The 19,657-nt window shown below is 47.2% G+C and carries 19 protein-coding genes; 7 read left to right on the plus strand and 12 right to left on the minus strand.

All coding sequences use genetic code 11. The annotated features are described in order from the left end of the window. Positions 1-47 precede the first annotated feature (47 nt). The gene (locus KE626_RS12140; RefSeq protein ID WP_211973172.1) at positions 48-1,892 is read left to right on the plus strand and encodes a tetratricopeptide repeat-containing sensor histidine kinase; all 1,845 of its coding nucleotides are present in this window, start codon (positions 48-50) and stop codon (positions 1,890-1,892) included. Then, positions 1,855-2,610, plus strand: a complete 756-nt coding sequence (locus tag KE626_RS12145) for a LytR/AlgR family response regulator transcription factor (RefSeq protein ID WP_211973173.1) — start codon at positions 1,855-1,857, stop codon at positions 2,608-2,610. The genes KE626_RS12140 and KE626_RS12145 overlap by 38 nt, the downstream gene beginning before the upstream one ends. Before the next feature lie 121 nt (positions 2,611-2,731). Here the strand turns inward: KE626_RS12145 and KE626_RS12150 are convergent, their stop codons facing one another. Continuing rightward, positions 2,732-3,139 (minus strand): winged helix-turn-helix transcriptional regulator, encoded by a 408-nt coding sequence (locus KE626_RS12150; RefSeq protein ID WP_211973174.1) that lies wholly within the window; start codon positions 3,137-3,139, stop codon positions 2,732-2,734. 110 nt (positions 3,140-3,249) lie between these two features. On the opposite strand from KE626_RS12150, the gene KE626_RS12155 reads away from it, so the two are divergent. From KE626_RS12155 to KE626_RS12165, 3 genes are read left to right on the plus strand one after another with little or no spacing between them, the layout of a single operon-like run. After that, complete coding sequence (locus KE626_RS12155; protein WP_211973175.1) at positions 3,250-3,624, plus strand: nuclear transport factor 2 family protein; 375 nt, start codon at positions 3,250-3,252, stop codon at positions 3,622-3,624. 11 nt (positions 3,625-3,635) lie between these two features. Next, a complete protein-coding gene (locus KE626_RS12160) occupies positions 3,636-3,959 on the plus strand; it encodes a TfoX/Sxy family protein (protein ID WP_211973176.1) in 324 nt (107 codons plus the stop codon). Positions 3,960-3,978: 19 nt separating this feature from the next. Next, positions 3,979-4,449 (plus strand): DUF1572 domain-containing protein, encoded by a 471-nt coding sequence (locus KE626_RS12165; RefSeq protein WP_211973177.1) that lies wholly within the window; start codon positions 3,979-3,981, stop codon positions 4,447-4,449. Between the two features lie 67 nt (positions 4,450-4,516). Here KE626_RS12165 and KE626_RS12170 read toward each other — a convergent pair whose 3' ends face one another. From KE626_RS12170 to KE626_RS12185, 4 genes are all read right to left on the minus strand, one after another. Further along, a complete protein-coding gene (locus KE626_RS12170) occupies positions 4,517-5,530 on the minus strand; it encodes an OmpA family protein (protein WP_211973178.1) in 1,014 nt (337 codons plus the stop codon). A gap of 188 nt (positions 5,531-5,718) precedes the next feature. Further along, positions 5,719-6,153 (minus strand): hypothetical protein, encoded by a 435-nt coding sequence (locus KE626_RS12175; protein ID WP_211973179.1) that lies wholly within the window; start codon positions 6,151-6,153, stop codon positions 5,719-5,721. A 60-nt stretch (positions 6,154-6,213) separates the two neighbouring features. Further along, positions 6,214-7,098 (minus strand): alpha/beta fold hydrolase, encoded by an 885-nt coding sequence (locus KE626_RS12180; protein ID WP_211973180.1) that lies wholly within the window; start codon positions 7,096-7,098, stop codon positions 6,214-6,216. Between the two features lie 122 nt (positions 7,099-7,220). Further along, complete coding sequence (locus KE626_RS12185) at positions 7,221-8,789, minus strand: discoidin domain-containing protein (RefSeq protein ID WP_211973181.1); 1,569 nt, start codon at positions 8,787-8,789, stop codon at positions 7,221-7,223. 188 nt (positions 8,790-8,977) lie between these two features. Between KE626_RS12185 and KE626_RS12190 the strand changes: the two genes are divergently transcribed. After that, the gene (locus tag KE626_RS12190) at positions 8,978-9,952 is read left to right on the plus strand and encodes a Gfo/Idh/MocA family protein (RefSeq protein WP_211973182.1); all 975 of its coding nucleotides are present in this window, start codon (positions 8,978-8,980) and stop codon (positions 9,950-9,952) included. Positions 9,953-10,012: 60 nt separating this feature from the next. On the opposite strand, the gene KE626_RS12195 is transcribed toward KE626_RS12190, so the two are convergent. The 3 genes from KE626_RS12195 to KE626_RS12205 form a co-directional block, all read right to left on the minus strand. Continuing rightward, the gene (locus KE626_RS12195; protein ID WP_211973183.1) at positions 10,013-10,393 is read right to left on the minus strand and encodes an iron chaperone; all 381 of its coding nucleotides are present in this window, start codon (positions 10,391-10,393) and stop codon (positions 10,013-10,015) included. A 168-nt stretch (positions 10,394-10,561) separates the two neighbouring features. Continuing rightward, positions 10,562-11,170, minus strand: coding sequence for a DUF8184 family protein (locus KE626_RS12200; protein ID WP_211973184.1), 609 nt, complete (start codon positions 11,168-11,170; stop codon positions 10,562-10,564). 1 nt (position 11,171) lies between these two features. Beyond that, entirely contained in the window at positions 11,172-15,560 is a 4,389-nt protein-coding gene (locus KE626_RS12205) for a DUF6531 domain-containing protein (RefSeq protein WP_211973185.1), read from the minus strand. Between the two features lie 301 nt (positions 15,561-15,861). Here KE626_RS12205 and KE626_RS12210 point away from each other — a divergent pair, with 301 nt between their 5' ends. Next, the gene (locus KE626_RS12210; RefSeq protein WP_211973186.1) at positions 15,862-17,040 is read left to right on the plus strand and encodes an acyltransferase family protein; all 1,179 of its coding nucleotides are present in this window, start codon (positions 15,862-15,864) and stop codon (positions 17,038-17,040) included. Here the strand turns inward: KE626_RS12210 and hisG are convergent. Genes hisG through KE626_RS12230 form a run of 4 tightly spaced genes read right to left on the minus strand, consistent with a single transcriptional unit; the run spans position 17,034 to position 19,646 of the window. After that, positions 17,034-17,681 (minus strand): ATP phosphoribosyltransferase, encoded by a 648-nt coding sequence (gene hisG, locus KE626_RS12215; RefSeq protein WP_211973187.1) that lies wholly within the window; start codon positions 17,679-17,681, stop codon positions 17,034-17,036. The genes KE626_RS12210 and hisG overlap by 7 nt on opposite strands. Positions 17,682-17,684: 3 nt before the next feature. Next, complete coding sequence (locus KE626_RS12220) at positions 17,685-18,209, minus strand: nucleoside/nucleotide kinase family protein (RefSeq protein ID WP_211973188.1); 525 nt, start codon at positions 18,207-18,209, stop codon at positions 17,685-17,687. A gap of 18 nt (positions 18,210-18,227) precedes the next feature. Continuing rightward, a complete protein-coding gene (locus tag KE626_RS12225; RefSeq protein ID WP_211973189.1) occupies positions 18,228-18,551 on the minus strand; it encodes a hypothetical protein in 324 nt (107 codons plus the stop codon). Positions 18,552-18,563: 12 nt separating this feature from the next. Continuing rightward, positions 18,564-19,646, minus strand: coding sequence for a phosphoribosylaminoimidazolesuccinocarboxamide synthase (locus tag KE626_RS12230; protein WP_211973190.1), 1,083 nt, complete (start codon positions 19,644-19,646; stop codon positions 18,564-18,566). Positions 19,647-19,657: the final 11 nt, after the last annotated feature.

Below are 19,657 nucleotides of genomic sequence, written 5' to 3' on the forward strand. Positions count from 1 at the left end.
ATGCTGCCCGTTCTGAAAAACCTTATTTTGCAGCAGAATCAGTTGTTATGATACGCTGTGGTAGTGTTATAGTTATCTTGCTGGGTTGCCTGTTTGTTTATGGAACAGTGGCAGCACAGGACTCTGTTGGCGGCAAACGTGGTGTCTTTCCTGTATCCAAAGCTGCCAGGAACCTGAAAAAATCGCTTTCCAATAATGACAGTGAGCTGCAAACAGCTATTTACTATGAACTATTGGCAAAGGAATTGGCCGGTAAAAGCGACTACGCGAAAGCAGAAGATTATCTTAAAAAAGCGCTGGAGATATATACCCGGCTGCATCATAAAGACGCCGCCAATGTTAGTCGCGCCCTGGCGAAGGTGCAGGAAGAACAAAATAAAATAATACCTGCTATACAAAATTACCAGTCGGCCGCCGACCTGACAAAAGATAAAGCACTGGAAAACGTCAACTTCAACGACGCCAACCGGCTGCGCAACAATACTAACCCCCAGGCACAAACGAATTACGCGCAATCCAATGTGGCCATTTTCGAAAAGGAAGGACAGAAGGAAGAAGCCGCAGATGCCTATAAGCAGTTGGGTAACAGCCAGCTGCTGCAGAATAATAAGTCCGACGCCATTGCCAGCTACAGAAAAGCCATCGAGAAAACTGACAACACCCGGGAAATTGCAGATATCAGCAAGAAGATTTCTAAAGTATATGTTGCCGACAACAAAATTGATGAGGCGATCCGCCTGAACGAATCCATCCTCGAAAAAGCAAAGGCCCAGCATAATACAGACCTGCAGATCGACCAGGTACGGGAACTGGCGCAGTTGTATGCCGGGAAAAAACAACGGGAGAAAGCCGCCAACCTGCTGGAAGAAGCATATGCCCTGGCATTCAGCAGCGGTAACACATCCAAAACAAAAGACTGTTTGCTGGCGCTGACGAAATACTACCGCGAGCAACAGCAGGAGGGGATGGCCCTTACCCGCTATGATGATTTTCTGCAACACCTGGATACGCTTATCAGGACAGACAGCTCCCTGGTGGATGCGAGCCTGTTCGACATCACAGAAGGAAAGATCAAAGACCTGGAGCGGGAACGGGCATTGCAACTGGCGCTGATTAAGAATAAAAATACACTCAACTACTTCCTGATTGCCTCTGTATTGGCGATGGCGGTACTGCTATTATTTATTGTCCGCTCACTCCGCGCCATCAAAATCAAGAATAAAAAAATTGCCCTGCAGTCTTTACGCCGGGAAATGAACCCGCACTTTATTTTTAACAGCCTGAATAGTGTGAACCAATATATCGCGGAAAGCAATGAAGTGGAAGCCAACAAATACCTTACCTCTTATTCCGGCCTGATGCGTAATGTGATGGAGCATTCCAACAAGGACTTTGTTCCGCTGTCGGTAGAGATTGAGCAGCTAAAAAAGTACCTGGACCTGGAACAGCTGCGGTTTAGTGATAAATTTATATACCTGCTGGAAATAGATGAAGCAGTGGATGGCGATGCTGTCATGATCCCCAACATGCTCATCCAGCCCCACCTGGAAAATGCGGTATGGCATGGACTCCGGTACAAAGCCACCAGGGGCCTGCTTCGTGTAATATTTGAAAAGCAGGGGAAGGAGTTGCAGGTAATAGTGGAAGATGATGGGATCGGACTAACGGAGAGCCATAAACTAAAAACGATTCACCAGAAGGCCTACCAATCCAGGGGGATCACCAACACTACAGAAAGGATCAGTTTACTGAACGATATTTACCACCTCCGGATCCGGTTGCAGATGGAAGAAATAACGCGGGATGGCGCCACCGGAACACGGATCGTGTTGCAATTGCCCTTAATGGACAGAAATGATGCTAGCAGAAAAAATTACATCAGTCATCGTTGAAGACGAGGCCGCTGCGATGGCTGCCTTGCAAAACTACCTGCGGAAATTTTGTCCGCAGGTGGAAATAGTAGGCACCGCTCAAAATAGCCGGGAGGCGATTGTGTTATTACATGAGCTGCGGCCGCAGCTGGTTTTTCTCGATGTGGAAATGCCTTTTGGAAATGCTTTTGATGTGCTGGAAGGCTGCCAGGACATCCCTTTTGAAACTATTTTTGTCACCGCTTTTTCCGAATACTCTCTCAAAGCGCTGAACCAGAGCGCGGCCTATTACCTGTTGAAACCGGTGAGCATAGAAGAGCTGGTGCTGGCAGTGAATAAAGTGCAACAACAATTACATCAGAAACAATGGCTGAACAGGAATCGCATCATCATGGAAAATGCCCGTGAAAGCAATCCGGGGATGCAACAGGTTATCTTGCCTACTCTTGATGGATTTGATGTGGTGAAGATGCAGGAAATTGTGCGGCTGAAGGGAAACGGTAATTTTACAGATGTTTACTTAACCAATGGTACCAGGAAAATGGTCTGCCGTTTTCTCAAACATTTTTCGGAGATGTTACCCCATCCGTTTGTGCGGGTGCATAAATCGCATATCATCAATATCCATTATGTACAGTCGTATCACAAAGGTGCTGGCGGCTATGTTAGTTTGAATGATGGTACCGAGGTAGAAGTATCGTCCGCTTACAAGGATAACCTGTTGAAGGCCTTTCAATAACGCGTTAGGGCAGGCTGTTGCCATGTGCACTGTTGTCGACCATATACGGCCATTTTGTGCCACCTGATGCGGCGCAAAGTAAATGCAGGTCAAGCCAGGTTTGATGAGTTTGACAGGACCATCAGGTTGTTGTCTTCCTTAATTTTTTATAATATTCCCTGATCACTCCTGCTTTATCTTTTTGTATTTTTTTACCGACTTCCCGGCGGGGGCAGTTGGCATTATATTTTGCGCCCCAGTCCATCATTTCAATGATGATGGGCAACAGGTCTATTCCCTTTTCGGTAAGGCTATAGATAAATTTCGACTTATTGGCGGGCGACACCTGTTTCAGGAGGATGTTTGCTGCCTCCAGTGCTTTCAGCCTGCTGACGAGAATATTGGTGGCGATTTTTTCCTCCGATTCCAGGAATTCGCTATACGACAATTTGCCCCGGAGCATGATATCCCTGATAATGAGTAATGACCATTTATCTCCAAAAATGTCAAGGGAACAGCTAATCGGGCAATCAGACCTGAGTTTCTCCATACCGGTTATTTTTTAGAAAAAAAGTACTTGCAGTTTGAAATAACTTTTTATCTTTACTTGCAAAATGCAATAACAAAGATAGCTATTACTTCCACCCAAAAACAAAAAAAATGGAAAACTCAACCAAGCAATTGCTGGACTTCTACTACGAAGGTTTTGCCCGGAAAAGCGGATGGGAATCTGTTATTTCCGACGACTTTAAATTTACCGGTGGCGATATGACCAAAACAGCGCCTACAGTTGGAAAAACGGCGTATATTGAAGTCATCAACCGGTTTTCCCGGGTTTTTCAAACCATGCGGGTAAAGGATATGATAATAGACGGAACGAATGCCTGTGTTATTGGCAGCTACGATTATACGTTTCCCAACGGGGTAAGTATGAATGGAAATGTAGCAGAGATCTGGAAGACGAAGAACGGGAAACTTGACTCGCTGACTATATTCTTTGACACGTTAACTTTTGACCGTAATATTCCAAAGTAATTTTTATCGTTATGGCATATAACGAAAAGCTGGCGGAAAGACTCCGGCAGGCGCTGGTGGCAGCGCCGCAGGTGGAAGAGAAGAAGATGTTTGGTGGACTGGCGTTTATGGTGAATGATAAAATGTGCCTGACTGTGGGCGCCAACAGGATCATGTGCCGCATTGATCCGGATCTGCACCAGGAAGCCATCAACAAAAAAGGTTGTAGTACGGTGGTGATGAAAGGGCGGGAATACCGGGGATACGTGCATGTGAATGAAAATAGTTTACGAACCCCGGCAGCTCTTAATTATTGGGTAGCGCTGGCGCTTGATTTTAATCAAAAATTGGTGTAGGTTAACTCAAATTTATGCTGTGAATTCAACTCAATTGTTATCAAAACACTTCCGCGATGTTCATTTCGGTGGTAACTGGACCAGTGTAAACCTTAAAGATACACTGGCTGGCGTAAACCGGCAACAGGCAACTACAAAAGTACATGACCTGAACACCATTGCTGTACTGGTTTTTCACATTAACTATTATGTAGCGGCGATTTTAAAGGTTTTTCAGGGACATGCATTAGATGCTCATGATAAATTCAGCTTTGATCTGCCCGCCATTGCCACTGAAGAAGAATGGCAGGCGTTGGTGGATAAAACATTGACAGAAGCGACACAATTGGCGGTTGCCATTGAAAATTTAGCCGAAGAGAAGCTGGTCCAGGATTTCGCTGATCCTAAATATGGGAGCTATTACAGGAATATACTGGGGGTTACTGAGCATACGCATTATCATCTTGGACAGATTGCCATCATAAAGAAAATGGTGCTGGCAGAAAAATAATCTTACAGTTAAAAAGCCAGGGGTTAAATCAACAGATTTAACCCCTTCCTTTTTGATATTTTCTTGCTTATATTTTTACTATTTCCACGCGACGGTTTTTTGCCTTACCTTCTTCGCTATTGTTATCAGCAATAGGTTTATCGGCGCCGAGGCCTTTGGCCTGCAATCTGCCTGCATCAATGCCTTTGCCGGTTAATGCTGTTTTCACGGCGCCGGCCCTGTCTTCCGACAGCTTTTTATTGTGTGCTGCTTCGCCGCTGTTATCGGTGTGACCTTCAATTGCTACTTTTAAACCTGCATTGCTGGTCAGTAGTTTCTGAATTTCGTCGATAACCGGCTGGGATTCGGATTTGATGGTGGCTTTGTCTGTATCGAAATTGATGTACAGGGCTATATGGCCCTTAGCATCCAGTTCCTTCTTCATCTCGTCTGCTTTAATCAGGGAAGCAGTGCTTTTGAAAGGCTTTGTTTCGAGGATCATCCAGCAGGCAGAAGAACCATCGTCGGTAGGCGTTGTTTGTATCCAGATATTTTTATCGGCGCGACGGATAAGATAGGTAGTGGAAACAGCGGAACCGATGAATCCATAGCCATCCATATAGGTCAACTGGTTATTTTTTGGAATGGTATAGGTAGAATCGTTGGGGATTTTCATTTCTGATACTTTCACACCGCCAACACCGGTGATAATTTCCTCCAGGTTTTTGCCCAGTTCAAGGTCGCTGTAGGATTTTCCTTCTTTGGCCTTTATCCTGCTGTAGAAGATCTTTCCTTCCGGTTTCTCAAAGTGATCCTTTACCCAAAAATAGACGACGTCATAATTCTGGATATCATGCTTCGAGAAATTCTGGTAGTTCTCGGGCAGGTTGAAATAGGGGAAGGTGCCCAGTGGTTTATCGGACACCGGGATTGTATTGATGTCGAATGTGGTGGCCGGCGCAGGTGCAGCAGCTACTTCCCGGGCAGCGGGAGCCGGTTGTGGAATGGCGGTGCTATCTGCTGCATCGGATGGCTTCTTTTTTGAATTGCACGCAAAAAGAGCACAGGCCATTGCCGCTATTGTTAGAAATCGAAGATTCATATAGGCTTTATTTTATTTGGAGATAGATATAATGATGTAAGGATAAAATGTGATTAACAATATCCGCCGCCCGCAATGCTATCACAAAGGTTACATGCTACTACATGGCGTTTTAATTCCGGATGTGAATTTCCGGTATTAAGTTGGATTTTCAAAATCAGGTATCCTGTGTATCTCCGCTGCCTTATTTAATCTTTTATTCTTACATAGGTGGCTGACCCGCCGTCCATTAACATTTCACCGTTGTCTCCGTAAGGGTAGGAGCTGAGTGTTAACGTGTCATTTATTATGGTGAAGATAGTACGGGTAGATCCATTATTAAAGCGGATCAGATTTTTTCGTTCACCATCATATGGCGCTATGGCACTGGACAGTTGGAAGGCGCCGCTATCCAGCGTCTGACCACGGTGAATATTCTTAAAATGGTCACCACTGCTGAACGTCCACATGGAGCCATTTCCGGGATCAAAGGTAGCATATGGGCCAAGTGCAGGAGACGAGCTCCTGATTTCCCAGCTGCCCATCAGGGGGGCGGAAGAAGGTGTCGGGTTCTTGTCTTTTTTACAGCTTAGAAAATGAAAAGTGAGCAACAGTAAGAGGAAGGAGGTAAAATAATACTTCATAGCATGGATTTTAATGTTCATCCAGTGAAACGAAGCAAATCCTCAAATGTTACACCACGCCTACTTCCCCGTAATCGCAGCTGCCAGTAAAGAATTGAATTGCGCCGGCTGTTCCAGCATGGGATAATGCCCGCTGCCGTGAACATAATATATTTTGTAAGGAAGATGGTGGGCTACCAAACCTGTGGTGTCGGTAGGCATATAATCACTGTTTACCAGCAACAGGGTTTTGTTTAATGTTGTCAGGGCTTTGACCTCATCCAGTTCTTCGCTGCCCGTAATGGTAGTAGTACCGATAACCGGATCAGTTTGGGCAATATCGTTCAATACCCTTTTGCGGATTGAATCGGCGGTGGTAGCGGAAAATAATTCCTTGCTGAAATAAGAGGTAGCTGTTTCCCTGAAGTGTTGTTTCAATTGTTCCGTCAGCTTAGCATATTCTTCTTTCTGCTGTGGTGTTGGGGTTGCGGCCACACCTACTCCCTTAAAGTTATCTACTCCAATCACACCTATTACTCTTCCCGGTGCATGAATGGCGGCAGATAACACAATATCACCGGACATGGAATGGCCTACCAGGAAAGCATTTTTTATATCCAGGCGTTCCAGCAGGGTATCGATATCGCTGCCATAGATATCTGTGGTCCATAGGGTTCTGTTTTTCCCCGATTCGCCAAAACCTGGGAGGTCAAGGGTAACCACCCGGTACCTGTCTTTAAAAAAAGCTACCTGGTTATCCCAATACGATTGGTTGATGGCCCAGCCATGCACAAATACCAAAGTGGTATCTCCCTTGCCGGTATCTTTGTAAGCGATTTTTACACCTTTATTTTCGATGACCGGCTTTTCAGGGGCAGCAACAGGTTTTTTATCTGTGGTGCCGCATGCACATTGCAATACAGCGGCAGCGATTCCTGTTATCAGGCAGCAGATAGATGTTTTCATACAGATGGTGTTAAGGGAGGGTTGTTTAACCATTACAAGTTAACGAAAAACCTTTACTGGTCATCATAGAAAAAGCCTCCTGGTAAATATTCCCGGAGGCTTTTTCTGCGATCAACATTTTATCAAAATGCTCCTAGCTCCGCCAGCACCGCATAATGCGAACCGGCGTAATTAGAAGCCGTTACTATTTTAATATACCTGGCACTCACCGCAGCGCCGAAACTGATGTATTGTTTACTGTTTACGTTAGTGAGCGTATAGCTGCCACGGGAAGTATAAGTGATATTATCCGTACTGGTATACACGGAGATATCTTTCAGGGAGCCATTCAGGTTGGATCGCTGTAAAAATGCAAGGCCATTGATATTTTGAGTGGCATTCATATTCACGATCACCGTGTGGGGATGCGCCGGCTGCACGGTTTTCCATTGTGTGTGCCAAACGGTAGCCTGGTTATTGTCCAGCAGGTTGGTGGCGGGGCCATCATCTTCCTGGCTGCTGACAGACGTAATTGTCCAGGCCGATTTATTGAGTTCATCTTTGGTGCTGATATCCAATACCGGTTCGTTATTCACGAATGTGTACGGATAGGATATTTCCGTTGAAGAACCGTTGGTATACAGGAAGCGGATACGCAGACTGTAATTACCTGTTTTTTTCTGCAGTTCACTAACCGGCATGCTCACATGGAAGCTGTCGCCCAACGGCGCCGCTACCCATGGCACTGCATCATAGTCGTTGCCACCTTCCGGATCGTTATAGATGTTCACATTATTCACCGTTTGTGTGGCCGCAAATTTCACATTCAGTACAATATTGCCGCCCGTATAATTTGCCTTGATGGTATTGATGGTGGTACTACCTCCGCCATAAAAACCAGTACCGGTACTGCTGCTGAATACCTGGCAATTATTCAGAATAGCTGCGCTGGCGGCTGTCAGGAATGTAGGGTTTTTGCCGTAGGTGTAGTTACCGCTGCCCATCAATGCCGTGCCTTTAGTAACATCAGCAGCTTCCGAAACTTTTTCTTTGTTATGCGGCAGGTTCAAACCATGCCCGAGTTCATGCATGAGGCCACCGATCCATTTGGTAGCGCGATTGCCCAGCGTTGTATTTTGTCCGAGGTAGCTGGTATCCATTTCGGCATAGTCCAGTGCAAAACACCAGCGTCCGAGCCCGTAGAAAGGAACGCCACCGGGATCGCCATCCGCACCATAGGTGCTGGCGGGCATAATGACCAGGGTATGTTCACTGTGTTTGTCGGCCGGATGAGTCGTAAACCACGCATTTAATTCTCCGATAGCCGTATTACCGCCCCCTTCATACGGATAACCACTTTTAGTTAATGCGCCTTTCACAACGGTGATGTTTACCTTTCCGCTGGAATCCAGCAGGAGTCCGAAGGAGCGGTCGCCATACCCGTAGTAATTCATCCATTTACCATAAAATCGCTGGCCCTGCTGCAATATGCCGTTTAGCCTTGCACGATAGTTGGTGATGGTATCAGCATCGGAGGGCACAAAATAAATAACGTTCAGATCGTAAGCGCTGGCGACCAGGTTTTGAACACCGGCTTTGTTTTTTGATGAAATGGGCTGCAGTTCGCTGTTGACAGCCTGCTTACATGCGCCAGCAAGGGCCGACAATAATACCATGCCTGCTAACAGGGAATTCAGGTTTTTCTTTTTCATTGTTCGGGTTTATTGATGAAGAAAGACAGTAAGAAACGTCAGATTTTGGTTTAGATATTAGTGGGTTACATTGCTCACTCAATTCGCTACGTCGGTATTTCTAAATTAGGGAATACTTTTGAAATGAACAAACGGGCATAAATGTTTTATCTTCATCCTCCTAATCAACCTGCTGATAAAACAAACAAATGGACAAACTCAACTGGGGAATCATTGGCTGCGGCGATGTAACAGAGGTAAAAAGCGGCCCTGCTTTTAATAAAGTGCCGAATTCTTCCCTTGTAGCGGTTATGCGCCGGGATGCCGCTAAAGCGAAGGATTATGCACAACGGCATGGTGTGCCGAAATGGTATGATAATGCGGAACAACTGATTAAAGATCCTGAAATAAATGCGATATACATAGCTACTCCGCCATTGCAACATGAAGCATATACATTGCTCGCTTTGGCAGCCGGTAAACCGGTGTACGTAGAAAAGCCGATGACATTAAACGCGGAAGCCGCAGCACGAATGAAAGCCGCAGCTGATAAATATAATGTGAAACTCAGTGTGGCGCATTACCGCAGAGCACAGCCTATGTTTTTGAAAGTGAAACAACTCCTGGCTGATCATGCTATCGGCGATATCCGGTTTGTTTCCCTCCAAATGCTGCAGCCTCCGGCTTCCAATCTCATCGCTGCCTCAGCTGTTAACTGGCGTCTCGATCCGGCGGTATCAGGAGGAGGCTTGTTTCATGACCTCGCACCACATCAGCTCGACCTGATGATCTATTTCTTTGGAAAAGTAAAGCAAGCCACCGGCATCGCTGTTAACCAGGCCTGCCTTTATCCTGCGGACGACCTGGTAACCGGGCAACTGCTGTTTGAGAATGGCGTTGTTTTTAACGGCACCTGGTGTTTTACAGTTGCGCCGGACAACAGCAGGGATGTTTGTGAAATAACCGGCGCCAACGGCAGTATCAGCTTCCCGGTATTTGGCAGTAAGGTGATTCTTCGCAGAGATGGCCAAACGGAGGAGTTTATTTTTGATCTGTTGCCACATGTACAACAACCTATGATTGAAAAGGTAACCAACTACTTTTTGGGCAGGGGAGAAAATCCATGCTCAGCAGCAGATGCGATAGCGTCGATGCAGGTAATGGATAGGTTTACAGGGAAGTAGTTAGCGTAAACAAGTCACAAAATGCGTAATCCCATCAGAAGGAGCAGGAATATTGGCACTTTATTTCTTTTTAACCTTCAGCGCCGCCTTTTCAGCATTTACCTGTATCCTGAATTTGATCATTTTTGTGATCAGCTTTAAAGGCATGGGCTGGTCAATGGGAAATTGAACCGATCCTTTCCCGGTTTTATATACCGACAATTCTTCTTTAAATTTCTCCGTTGCCGGGGGAATGGGGTAGAAGCCAATATGATTTTTGTAAGCCGCAAAATAAGCCAGGTACCCATCTTGTTTAAATGCAGGCATACCATAGCTGATCGCTTCTGTTGCATCGGGGGCTGCTTTCCGAATGGTAGCACGCACCTGGTTCAGCACCTGCTGAATCTCTTCGGGGAAACCGGCAATGTATTGGTCAATGGTAGTGATCTCGGTAGCTTTCATGATTGTCGACGTTATGAATGTTGAAATGCATATTGCAAATCTAGCTCTTCGCAGCGGGATCAACCGGGTATAAAAGCGACATTATATAGTGCAGAATGCGACAAATGTTTGTCCAAAACAACAACGCCCCGCATTGCGCGGAGCGTTTTCCTGTTTATGCTTTTGGGTCTATCCATTGCTTTCAACAATTCGCTTCAGCAGCGCCAATATCACCGGTTGTATTTGCAGCTCCCACACCAGCTCGTCGTCGGGAATCTGGCATACCAGTTTGTTGTCGTTAAACGACATCCCGTTTAGCACCCTTCTTTGCTGCGGATACTTTATGAGGAAGTTTTCTTTTGGATCAAAATAGATCGTCAGGAAATCTTTTGACACGCCCTCCTCGAATTTTATCAGTTTAATCCTCGTAAGCCGCTGTTTCTCATATTCCACATATACTACATCGCGATCATTGTTATGAACGATATCCAGGTTACTAAGGTCATTTTCTTTCAAAAATTCATAAAGGGCATTATCTGCTTTATACTTGCTGCTGATTTTATAATGATAATCTACGTTATCGAGCACGGTATCAAACTCAAAGGAACCGGCACCAAACGTAAGGTTGGTCACAGGCCTTGGATCAGCTTCCCCATATGGGTTCTGGTCTATATCAAATGTTTTGCTTTCTTTATTAAAATATAGTTTTTCCCCTGAAATAAAGAACAGTTCTTCGATCCTGCGGTCGTAACTAAAAATCAGTCCTTTTGATTTTGTTTCTTTTACTTTTTTCTCCATACTAGTGATGTTTTGTTGAATGGGATTCCAGTTTATCCCATGCTTCGTTGGATCGTTTTACCGTTCCCATTTTTTGTCTTAAGAGTGCCTGCAGGTCCGCCTGTGCCGCATCAAATTCGGTATGGTTAATCGTCAGGTGATCTACAATCACATTCGCTTTTGTTACCGGGAATGTTACGCTGTTGGCGCCACCTTCTTTTAGGTGGTCAAACATCTGCGTACGGCATTTGGTACACATACCTACCGGTGCATCACCGTCAATAGAAAAGTGACCGTTTACATCGTGGATCACCACATCTTTTCCTGCGAGCGCGCCCTCTTTATTTAAAGCATCCAGTCCCCGCATTTCTGCATGGACCTTATTTTTTGATGATAGTGTTACGGATTTGTCGCCCGCGGTAACGGTAGCAGTGGCTCCCCTCATTTTCCCGGCAGCCATGAGTCCGAACTGATCTACGAGGGCGTTCGGATCTTTTACATAGCCGTATAATGTAAAGCCTCCTGTAAGACCAATAGGGTCCTGGCTCAGGTAAATGCCTGCTTCGGGTGAGTAGTAACGGAAGCGGTTATAGGCTAATCCGGTTTCCTCATCCACGTACTGACCCTGATAAAGATAGCTACAAAAAGCTTTATTTCCATGCAGTGTTCTCACCTTGCCATAACAGTCCAGTTCCCGTTCCCATACCTTATTGCCGGCTGTATCGTAGGCCTGTACCGGTGTGCCGAGGTGGTCGGCAATAATGCTGTAGGCGGCGCTGTTCTCCAGTTTTGCGCAAGGCACAAAGGTACCTTCTTCAAATACCCAGGTAATGAGTTGCTCCACGGGCTCTTCCTGTTCCTGCAGGCTACCTTCTGCGTTGGCGCCCAGATGCGGCGGATACTCACCCGTATACTGCCATTCATGTAGTGGTACGTTTCTGTCCCACAACCACCGGGTTACTTTATTTTGTTGCTTGTTCACTTTGGCAATGCGGCGGCCCAATGGGTCATAACTGAAAATAATTTCCTTTCCCGCGGGTGTTTCCACGCTTTGTAACAATCCGTCTGCATTCCAGTGATATGCCCAGCCGGTGCGGCTTCCTTTCGGGGTGATCCCATGCGCTTTGGTGAAAGCTTGTTTATCGTTGGCGCTGGCGTTGGTATTTTGTCTGAACTCCTTGAACAACAGGTTGCCTTCACCATCATAATGATAAAAATAGTCGGAACAGGATACCAGTCGCCCGCCTTTGCTGTATACCCTGTCTTTACGTGCCGGTGTGGTAAACAGGTTTCCCATTTTATCCGGTACGCGATAGATGGTTTCCGCTGCACCGGCCCGTTGTTGGGAATAGGTGGCGCTGGCGAGGTTATCAAATTCATCGTAGGTAAAACTGGTCTCTTTTCCCGAAAGCTCATGCACCATGCGCCGCAGCTGCGATTGCCGTCCCCATTCATACCGGGTGTTGCTGCTTTCTATATTGTGCCTGCCGATAGATTGACGGGTGATCCGGCCTTGTTTATCCCGCTGTGTTTTTATCAGCAGGTCGCCGGTCAGTGCACGCTGCATTTCCGCGCCTTCGTTGTTGCGCTGCCACTCCGCTTTCCAGGCAGTGATATCACCGTCGCCGGTTTCCATACTTTCCAGGTAGCCGGCATCATTGTGGGTGAGGTTGATGGCGGCGCCGAGGCTGCTGCCAATAAAGCTGCAGTCGCCGTTACCGGAATAGCTGCGGGTAACGCTGTGTGCGCCCTGCGATTCATTAACCACCCGGCCGCAGAAATCGCGTTGTATGATGATGGCGCCGTCCTCATTAAAGGCGCCGGTTATTAATCCATCTGCATTGTAGCGATAGGCGGTAACGCTGCCGTCGTACTGTTCCATTCTGACAGCGTTGCCGCGACCGTCATATTCGTAGGCAGTCCACCGGTTATCCGGCCGAAGCACTTTTTTTACACGCCCTGCGCCATCCCGCTCGTAGCGCCGATGTACGCCATCAAAACCCCATTCGTTGATAATGTTACCATTGGCATCTGGCTCCAGGCGATATAACTCACCGCCTTCATTGGCAATACTGCGCAGTTGCAGTTCCGTATCATAGTTGAACCGCACATTCACTCCATGCTGGGTTCTGCCGGTTAATACGCCTAATGGTCCATAGGAAAAACCTACCTGCCGCTGGCCATCGCCGGCGTTAACGAGATTATCTGATGCATCGTAGGTAAAATGATGGTGGCTGCCGTCGGCTTCTTCCATATCAATCATATTGCCCACCGCATCATAATTATAGGCGTACCAGTAGCCTGTTTCACTGGTTTCTCTTACCAGCCGCCCCAGGTCGTCGAATTTCCAGTTAAACTGTGTCCCTCCCGGTTGTGTGAGCCGGGTAAGATTGTATTGATCATCATAGGCCAGCTCAATGATCCGGCCGCTGCTGTGAATAATGGTTGTCAGCAAACCATCCCTGTAGCGGTATTGCAGGAAGTTATGGTTCGGCAGTGTTTTCTTTACCAGCAGGCCGTCGTCGTTATAGTTCCAACGGATTTGCATACCACCGGGACTTTTAACGGATACTGTCTGCAACCACTCGTTGTAAATGTATTGGGTGGATTCCCCATTGCCATTTATCTGTTTGTTGACTTTGCCGTATTCATCGTAGTCAATTTTTTCGGTGATGCCTTCCGGGTCTACCACTACTACCAGTTCTCCGGATTCATTGTATTGTTGGAGGGTTACGCCGCCCTGGTCATTAATGATTTTGTAGATCAGGTTGCTTTCATCATAGAAATAGGTAGTCGTATGCCCGAGGCTGTTAGTGGCAGTTGTTTTTCCGTTCTCATAGCGCGCGTGGTATTCCAGTACGCCGCCATCGCCCCAGGTGTGCACGCAACGGGCGTTGTCGCCGCTGCCTTCATATTTCCAGTAAAAACTGAGCCCGCTTTGATTGGTTAATTTCACCAGCAGATGCCCATGGTAGAAAAATTGTTTATGTGCATTCACCGCATTGGTGGTGCTGCTTAAATTGGCATCATCGTCGTAGGTATAGCGAACCAGGTGTACCACGGTTGCCGCATTCCGGGTATCGATACTTTCAATCCGGCCCTGTTCATCGGTGGTTACCTGTAATATCCGGTGGCTGCTGTCTACGATCTGCCGCAGATAGCCTTTCGCGTTATAATGAAACTGTATATTGAATCCGGCGGTGTCGCGGATTTCCGCCAGCATATGGTTGCCATCGCCGGTAGCCCTGCTGCTGAAGCGGTAGGTGGTTCGTGTACTATCCTGCAGATAATAACCGCTGTTGTCGCGCCTCCACCACAATTGTTCTGCCCGGTTATAAAAGTGGTCGTCCGGCCGGAGCGCCGGCATCACGGTTTCGCGGCCATCCGGCAGGCGTACGCTGAAATAGCCGTTCTGAAGATCGTATATGCTCATGTTATAACTGTGATGCCAGTTATAACCCAGCGGACCCGGTACGGCCGCATCACTGTAGTAGGTACGCTTCCATACCAGCGGAATGGGACCGGGTAACTCAAAATCTATATTGGAAGAAAACACACGGCCGCTGGCGGCATCTACGGGTTCTCCAAAGAATTTGCATTTGAAATTCTGTAACATGTTGGCCAGTTTTGGAAACCGGCTTTCAATTTTATCGATTACTTTTTGCAATACGGCGCCCGCCGCTTTTGATAATCCTTTTAAGCCCAGTTTAAACATCAGCTGAAACAGGTCTATAGTAGGTGGTCCGCCTACCAGTACTGGCTTACCGGCAGAAGTCATGATCAGCAATACGGAGGTGGGGGCCATCAGCGCCATAGCGGTACTCTTTTTATTAAGCCGTGGCGGAGAGGGCAGGCCTACCAGGTTGCAGGACAAAGCCGGGTGAAACTGTGTGGAAAAAGGACCTCCATCTGCCAGCACGGTAGAGCTGCCCATCCACATTTCGGAGGCCGCTTTGGGCTTTACGATGGGAAACGGCAGGTGCGCAATAAATGCAGGCAGATGAAAAATGGTGGTGCCGGCATTAGCGATCCATTGGTTATGTACTTTCACCGAAGGACTGAGGGCATGTACCAGCATTTGCGCGGTGGCAGCCAGGGAAAATGGCTGTGGCGGCGGCTCCTTGCCTTCTTCCACTTCCGGGGGCGGCGGAGGAGGGGGCACCACGCTGGCAATGGCTGCCATAATAGCGCCCATAATATCGAAAATCATCCCGATGTGCGGTACCGGCAACAAGGGGGAAGGAGGAAAAACGGAATCATGAAAATCTATGCCTATACCCAGGTCAAAATATTTTGCAGCCGGCATGCCCGGAAAGGCAGGCAGGATACTGGCCATGCCTTTTTGTATGTGATCGAGCGAGTTTTTCTTCTCTGCAAACAGTTCTCCAAAACCTTTGTTTTCTACTGCCATGGTTTATCAATAAAGAAGATCAAACAATGTGACTTGCATGCAATCATTTCTGATGTTTTCTGAAACAACTCAGGGCCCTGTCATTATTGGTTCGTTGTATTGGTTTTTCAGTCTTTTTTCTCAGGCTGTTGACAAGCGGGTTGCGTATGTTGTTGAATTGGTTAACAGTATTCCAGATATGATTGTGTACACAAATTAATTCGTCGTCCTGAATATAACAAATTAAATTTTATCTTTATCCCGTCCGGTTTTACGTCATGTGAAAAAAGGAATATCCACGGAGCGCACGGACCTTATTTTTATGACACATACTGCAACGACGACCCACAACGGAAAGCTGATCGGACTCGACCATCTGCGGGCTTTGGCTATTACCATGGTATTATTTTATCACTATCGCATGTTCGGGCATCCCGGGTGGCTCGATAAAATGATTGGATTTGGATGGACGGGGGTGGATTTGTTTTTTGTGCTGAGTGGTTACCTGATATCATCGCAGTTATTTGCCATCATGGTGCAGGGAAAGAAGATAGCTGTTTCTGAATTTTATATCAAAAGAATTTTCAGGATACTGCCGGCTTATTTCGTGGTGCTCGCCATTTATTTCCTGTTTCCCGCTTTTCATGAAAGAGAAGCATTACCACCGCTCTGGAAGTTTTTAACTTTTACACAGAACTTCGGTTTCGACATAAAGCAATTCGGCACTTTTTCGCATGTATGGTCGCTTTGCGTGGAAGAACATTTTTACCTTTTCTTTCCGCTGGTGTTGGTGGCCGTGAGCCGTTCCGGTATCCGGAAGAAAGGCTGGTTATTACTGCCGGCATTATTTGTTTTTGGATTTCTCGTGCGTTTGTATTGCTGGTACCAGTTTATAGCACCCCGGCTTGGTGCAGATGATTTTTGGATCACCTGGTACAAGCATATGTACTATCCTACCTATACGAGGCTTGACGGCCTGCTGGCCGGTGTTGCTATTGCGGCATTGTTTGCCTTCAGGCCTGTGATAAAGGAAAAGGTCATCCGGCGGGGTAATCTCATGTTGGGCATAGGTATAGTGGTGCTGACCGGCGCCTGGTTTTTGGTGGAGGATCAACATAGTTTTTATGCCTCCATTTTTGGTTACCCTTTGATTGCCGCAGGTTATGGATTGCTGGTAATTGCCGCTGTAAGTCCTTCCTGCTTTTTGTACCGGTATAACAGCCGTATCACGGCCCTGTTGGCCAAATTGTCTTTTGCGATGTATTTATCACATAAGGGAGTGATCCACCTGTTACAGCCGGTGTTGGAAAAAACAGGACTGGATGCAAAGGGTAATATCATGTTTGCGCTTTGTTTCCTTGCGGCCGTAGTTGCCGCTTTAATCCTGAATAAAGCAGTAGAAGCGCCGTTTTTGAAACTCCGGCAAAAGGTGCTTGGGAAAAAGAAGGAGAGGATACAGCATCGTACACCGGCTCCCGCCGGGGTCATGGCAGATCAGTAGACAGCCAGTTGCAGCCTGGATAATAATCTTTCCCGGGAAACGGTATCTGCTTTACGGGTCCATATTTCGTGGCTCAATGGCGCTATGCAATCCAGTTCACAGAATCCCATCCGCTTAATGGTACGGCCGGTTTCAATCACATCTGCGATGGCATCTGCCATGTGGAGGAATAAGGCGGCTTCATGAGCGCCTTCCATATGGATGATGCGTGCCGACATGTTATTGGCAGCCATATACTGTTGCGTAATGGCGTCAAATTTTGTACAGATCGTTTTTATATGTGAGAGAGGAATCAGCCTGGGAGCGATCACCGACAGGCGGCATGGCTGCAATGGCAACTGCAGCAGGCAATACAGCGCGGCGAAGTGGTATTCCCGGAACCATACGCTACTGCCAATGGCAACGTCTATATGTCCCTGTTCCAGCATCCAGGACATATCGCGGCTGCGTACAGTCGCCAGCGTTATATTGGCGGTAATATCATGGTATACCGGTACTTCCCCTTTCCAGAAGCTGTGCATGGACGGGGTGTCCGGCATCTTAAGGGATGACAGGGATTCGGTAAATCCCCGTCCTTTTCCGATGGCGATCGTGAGGGGTTTGCCAGGGATGCCGTGTAAACCCGGAGGATGCAGCTGCATATCTTATAAATTAGTAGCCCAATCGAGCAGTCTGGCCAAACATTCTTCCCTGCTGTACTGATCTGTTCTGAGAATATTTGCGCCAAACTGTTTCCCGATACTTAAATATTGTTCCTGGTAGGCGGTATGATAAGCCGTGGTATATTTTTCTTCTGTCCTTTCTCCCAATCGCTGCAGGGTGGTGTCAATGTCCGCATAACAGAGCGTGGTGGGGGGAACGGGCAGCCAGTCCTTCCAGAAGGAAGAAGGGATCAGGGTGAAGATGGTCATCCAGTGCCGGTCGAACACCAGTATTTCCTGGTGTTTGTTTTCCTGCAGGAGTGCATTGATGGCCGCTTTTCCCAGGTCGGCCACCCGTTGAAAATCTTTTTTTTCTGCTGAATCGATCAGGGCGGCGCCTGTTTTTCCTCCGAAGGGACGGAGGTAGGTACCCCCGGTTTCCTGTGCCAGTAAGGTCGCCATCGTGGTTTTACCGGCGCCGTCATGTCCGTCTATGGCCAGTATCAGTGGCCCCTGTGTATTACTCATACTTCTTTTACCGCTATTTTATTGACGGGGGAGTAACTGTACATTACCTTCTCTTTCATCCAGTTTTACCTGGTATTTCCCCGGGCCTTTCTGGCCAGCTTTGAGAATGGCGCCTGCTGCGCGGTTCAGCTTTATCAGTCCTCTTGCGGATGCCGCTTTGGAAGGGCGTTTATCCGTAGCCGTTGGATAGATAACTACTTTGTCCTTTTCTACGGCAAAGCCTATACGCTTGCCCTGTCCTTTTTCGAATTTCAGCAGCTTCCGCGCAGTGGGAGGAAGGGTGATCATGCCGGCAGGTGAAATAGCCCTGCTGCTCAGGTTTTCTTTGAATGTAGTAGCCATGTTTTTATTTTTTTAGTGAGATATATTGCCGGGATAGGCCGCTACCCCGGGTGTATTGAACATAGAGGAATAGGCTTTTTCGTAATTCTCGTATAACTTTTCCGGTGCCGCCCCTTTGCGCCAGAGGTCTTTGTCCATAGATTCGGCCTGTTCGGGGTGACGGCTGTTCCAGCGGATCCGCATACAGTCGGGGCTGATCTCCCCGTAAATAATCCGGCCGCTGCGGTCTATAAAAATGCACATGTCGATCAGCGTGATCCCTGATTGGAAGAACATATCTTCCAGCCAGAGAAATGTTTCCAGCGCCATTTTTTTGGCGAAAGGTACATCCAGTATCCAGAGGGCGGCGTAGTCGTCGGAGATAGGTTCGTCGGCCAGCCGTTTATCATTTTCATCGGTAAGCGGATGGCGCCAGTCGAAACAAACCACCGGTTTTTCAAAGCGTGTCCAGGATATAACCGGTGCTTGATCCGGCAGGGTAGAAGGGTATTGGGCGGTGTAGAGATACCGGTGTACGGGAGAACCTATATGATATCTTTTGATCCTGGTTTCTATGTTGCAGGTATCTACCAGTCGTTGTACAATAAACAATCCCTGTTCATTTTCTATTTCAGCGAGGAAGGCGCTGGCGGGTGCAAAGGGTTTGTTTTTTCCTTCCACCACCATTTTACGGTATACAGCTGTAGTAAATTTTATGCGGATGGCGTCGGTGCCATCTACCAGTCCATAACGGTTATGTGTATACGAATAAACCGTGGGTTTAAATTTTTCGATCACTACTTTTGGTGTCCAGTATTTGATGATCTTACTTTCTCCTTCCACCAGTAAGGGCAACTGTTCAAAGTCGAAGGGCAGTTTCTGCAGCAGCAGTTCTGCGATAATTTCTTCGGTGGCGTCATCTTCCACTAAAATAGTTTGGTCATCCGTTACCCGGGTCCTGTTGTCTTCCATTACCAGGTACTTATCGTAGGTAGCTTTAGCACCGGGTTCCATCATGGTGATGTCGAAGTCCAGGTGGCGCAGCTGCTGTATGGCATAGGCCACCTGCTTTCCTTTCCGGGCGCTGCAATTGTTGATTATTCCGATGGTGATCATATTGGGGTGCT

The organism is Chitinophaga hostae (assembly GCF_018224885.1).
In the GTDB taxonomy this organism is placed as follows: Bacteria; Bacteroidota; Bacteroidia; order Chitinophagales; family Chitinophagaceae; genus Chitinophaga; species Chitinophaga hostae.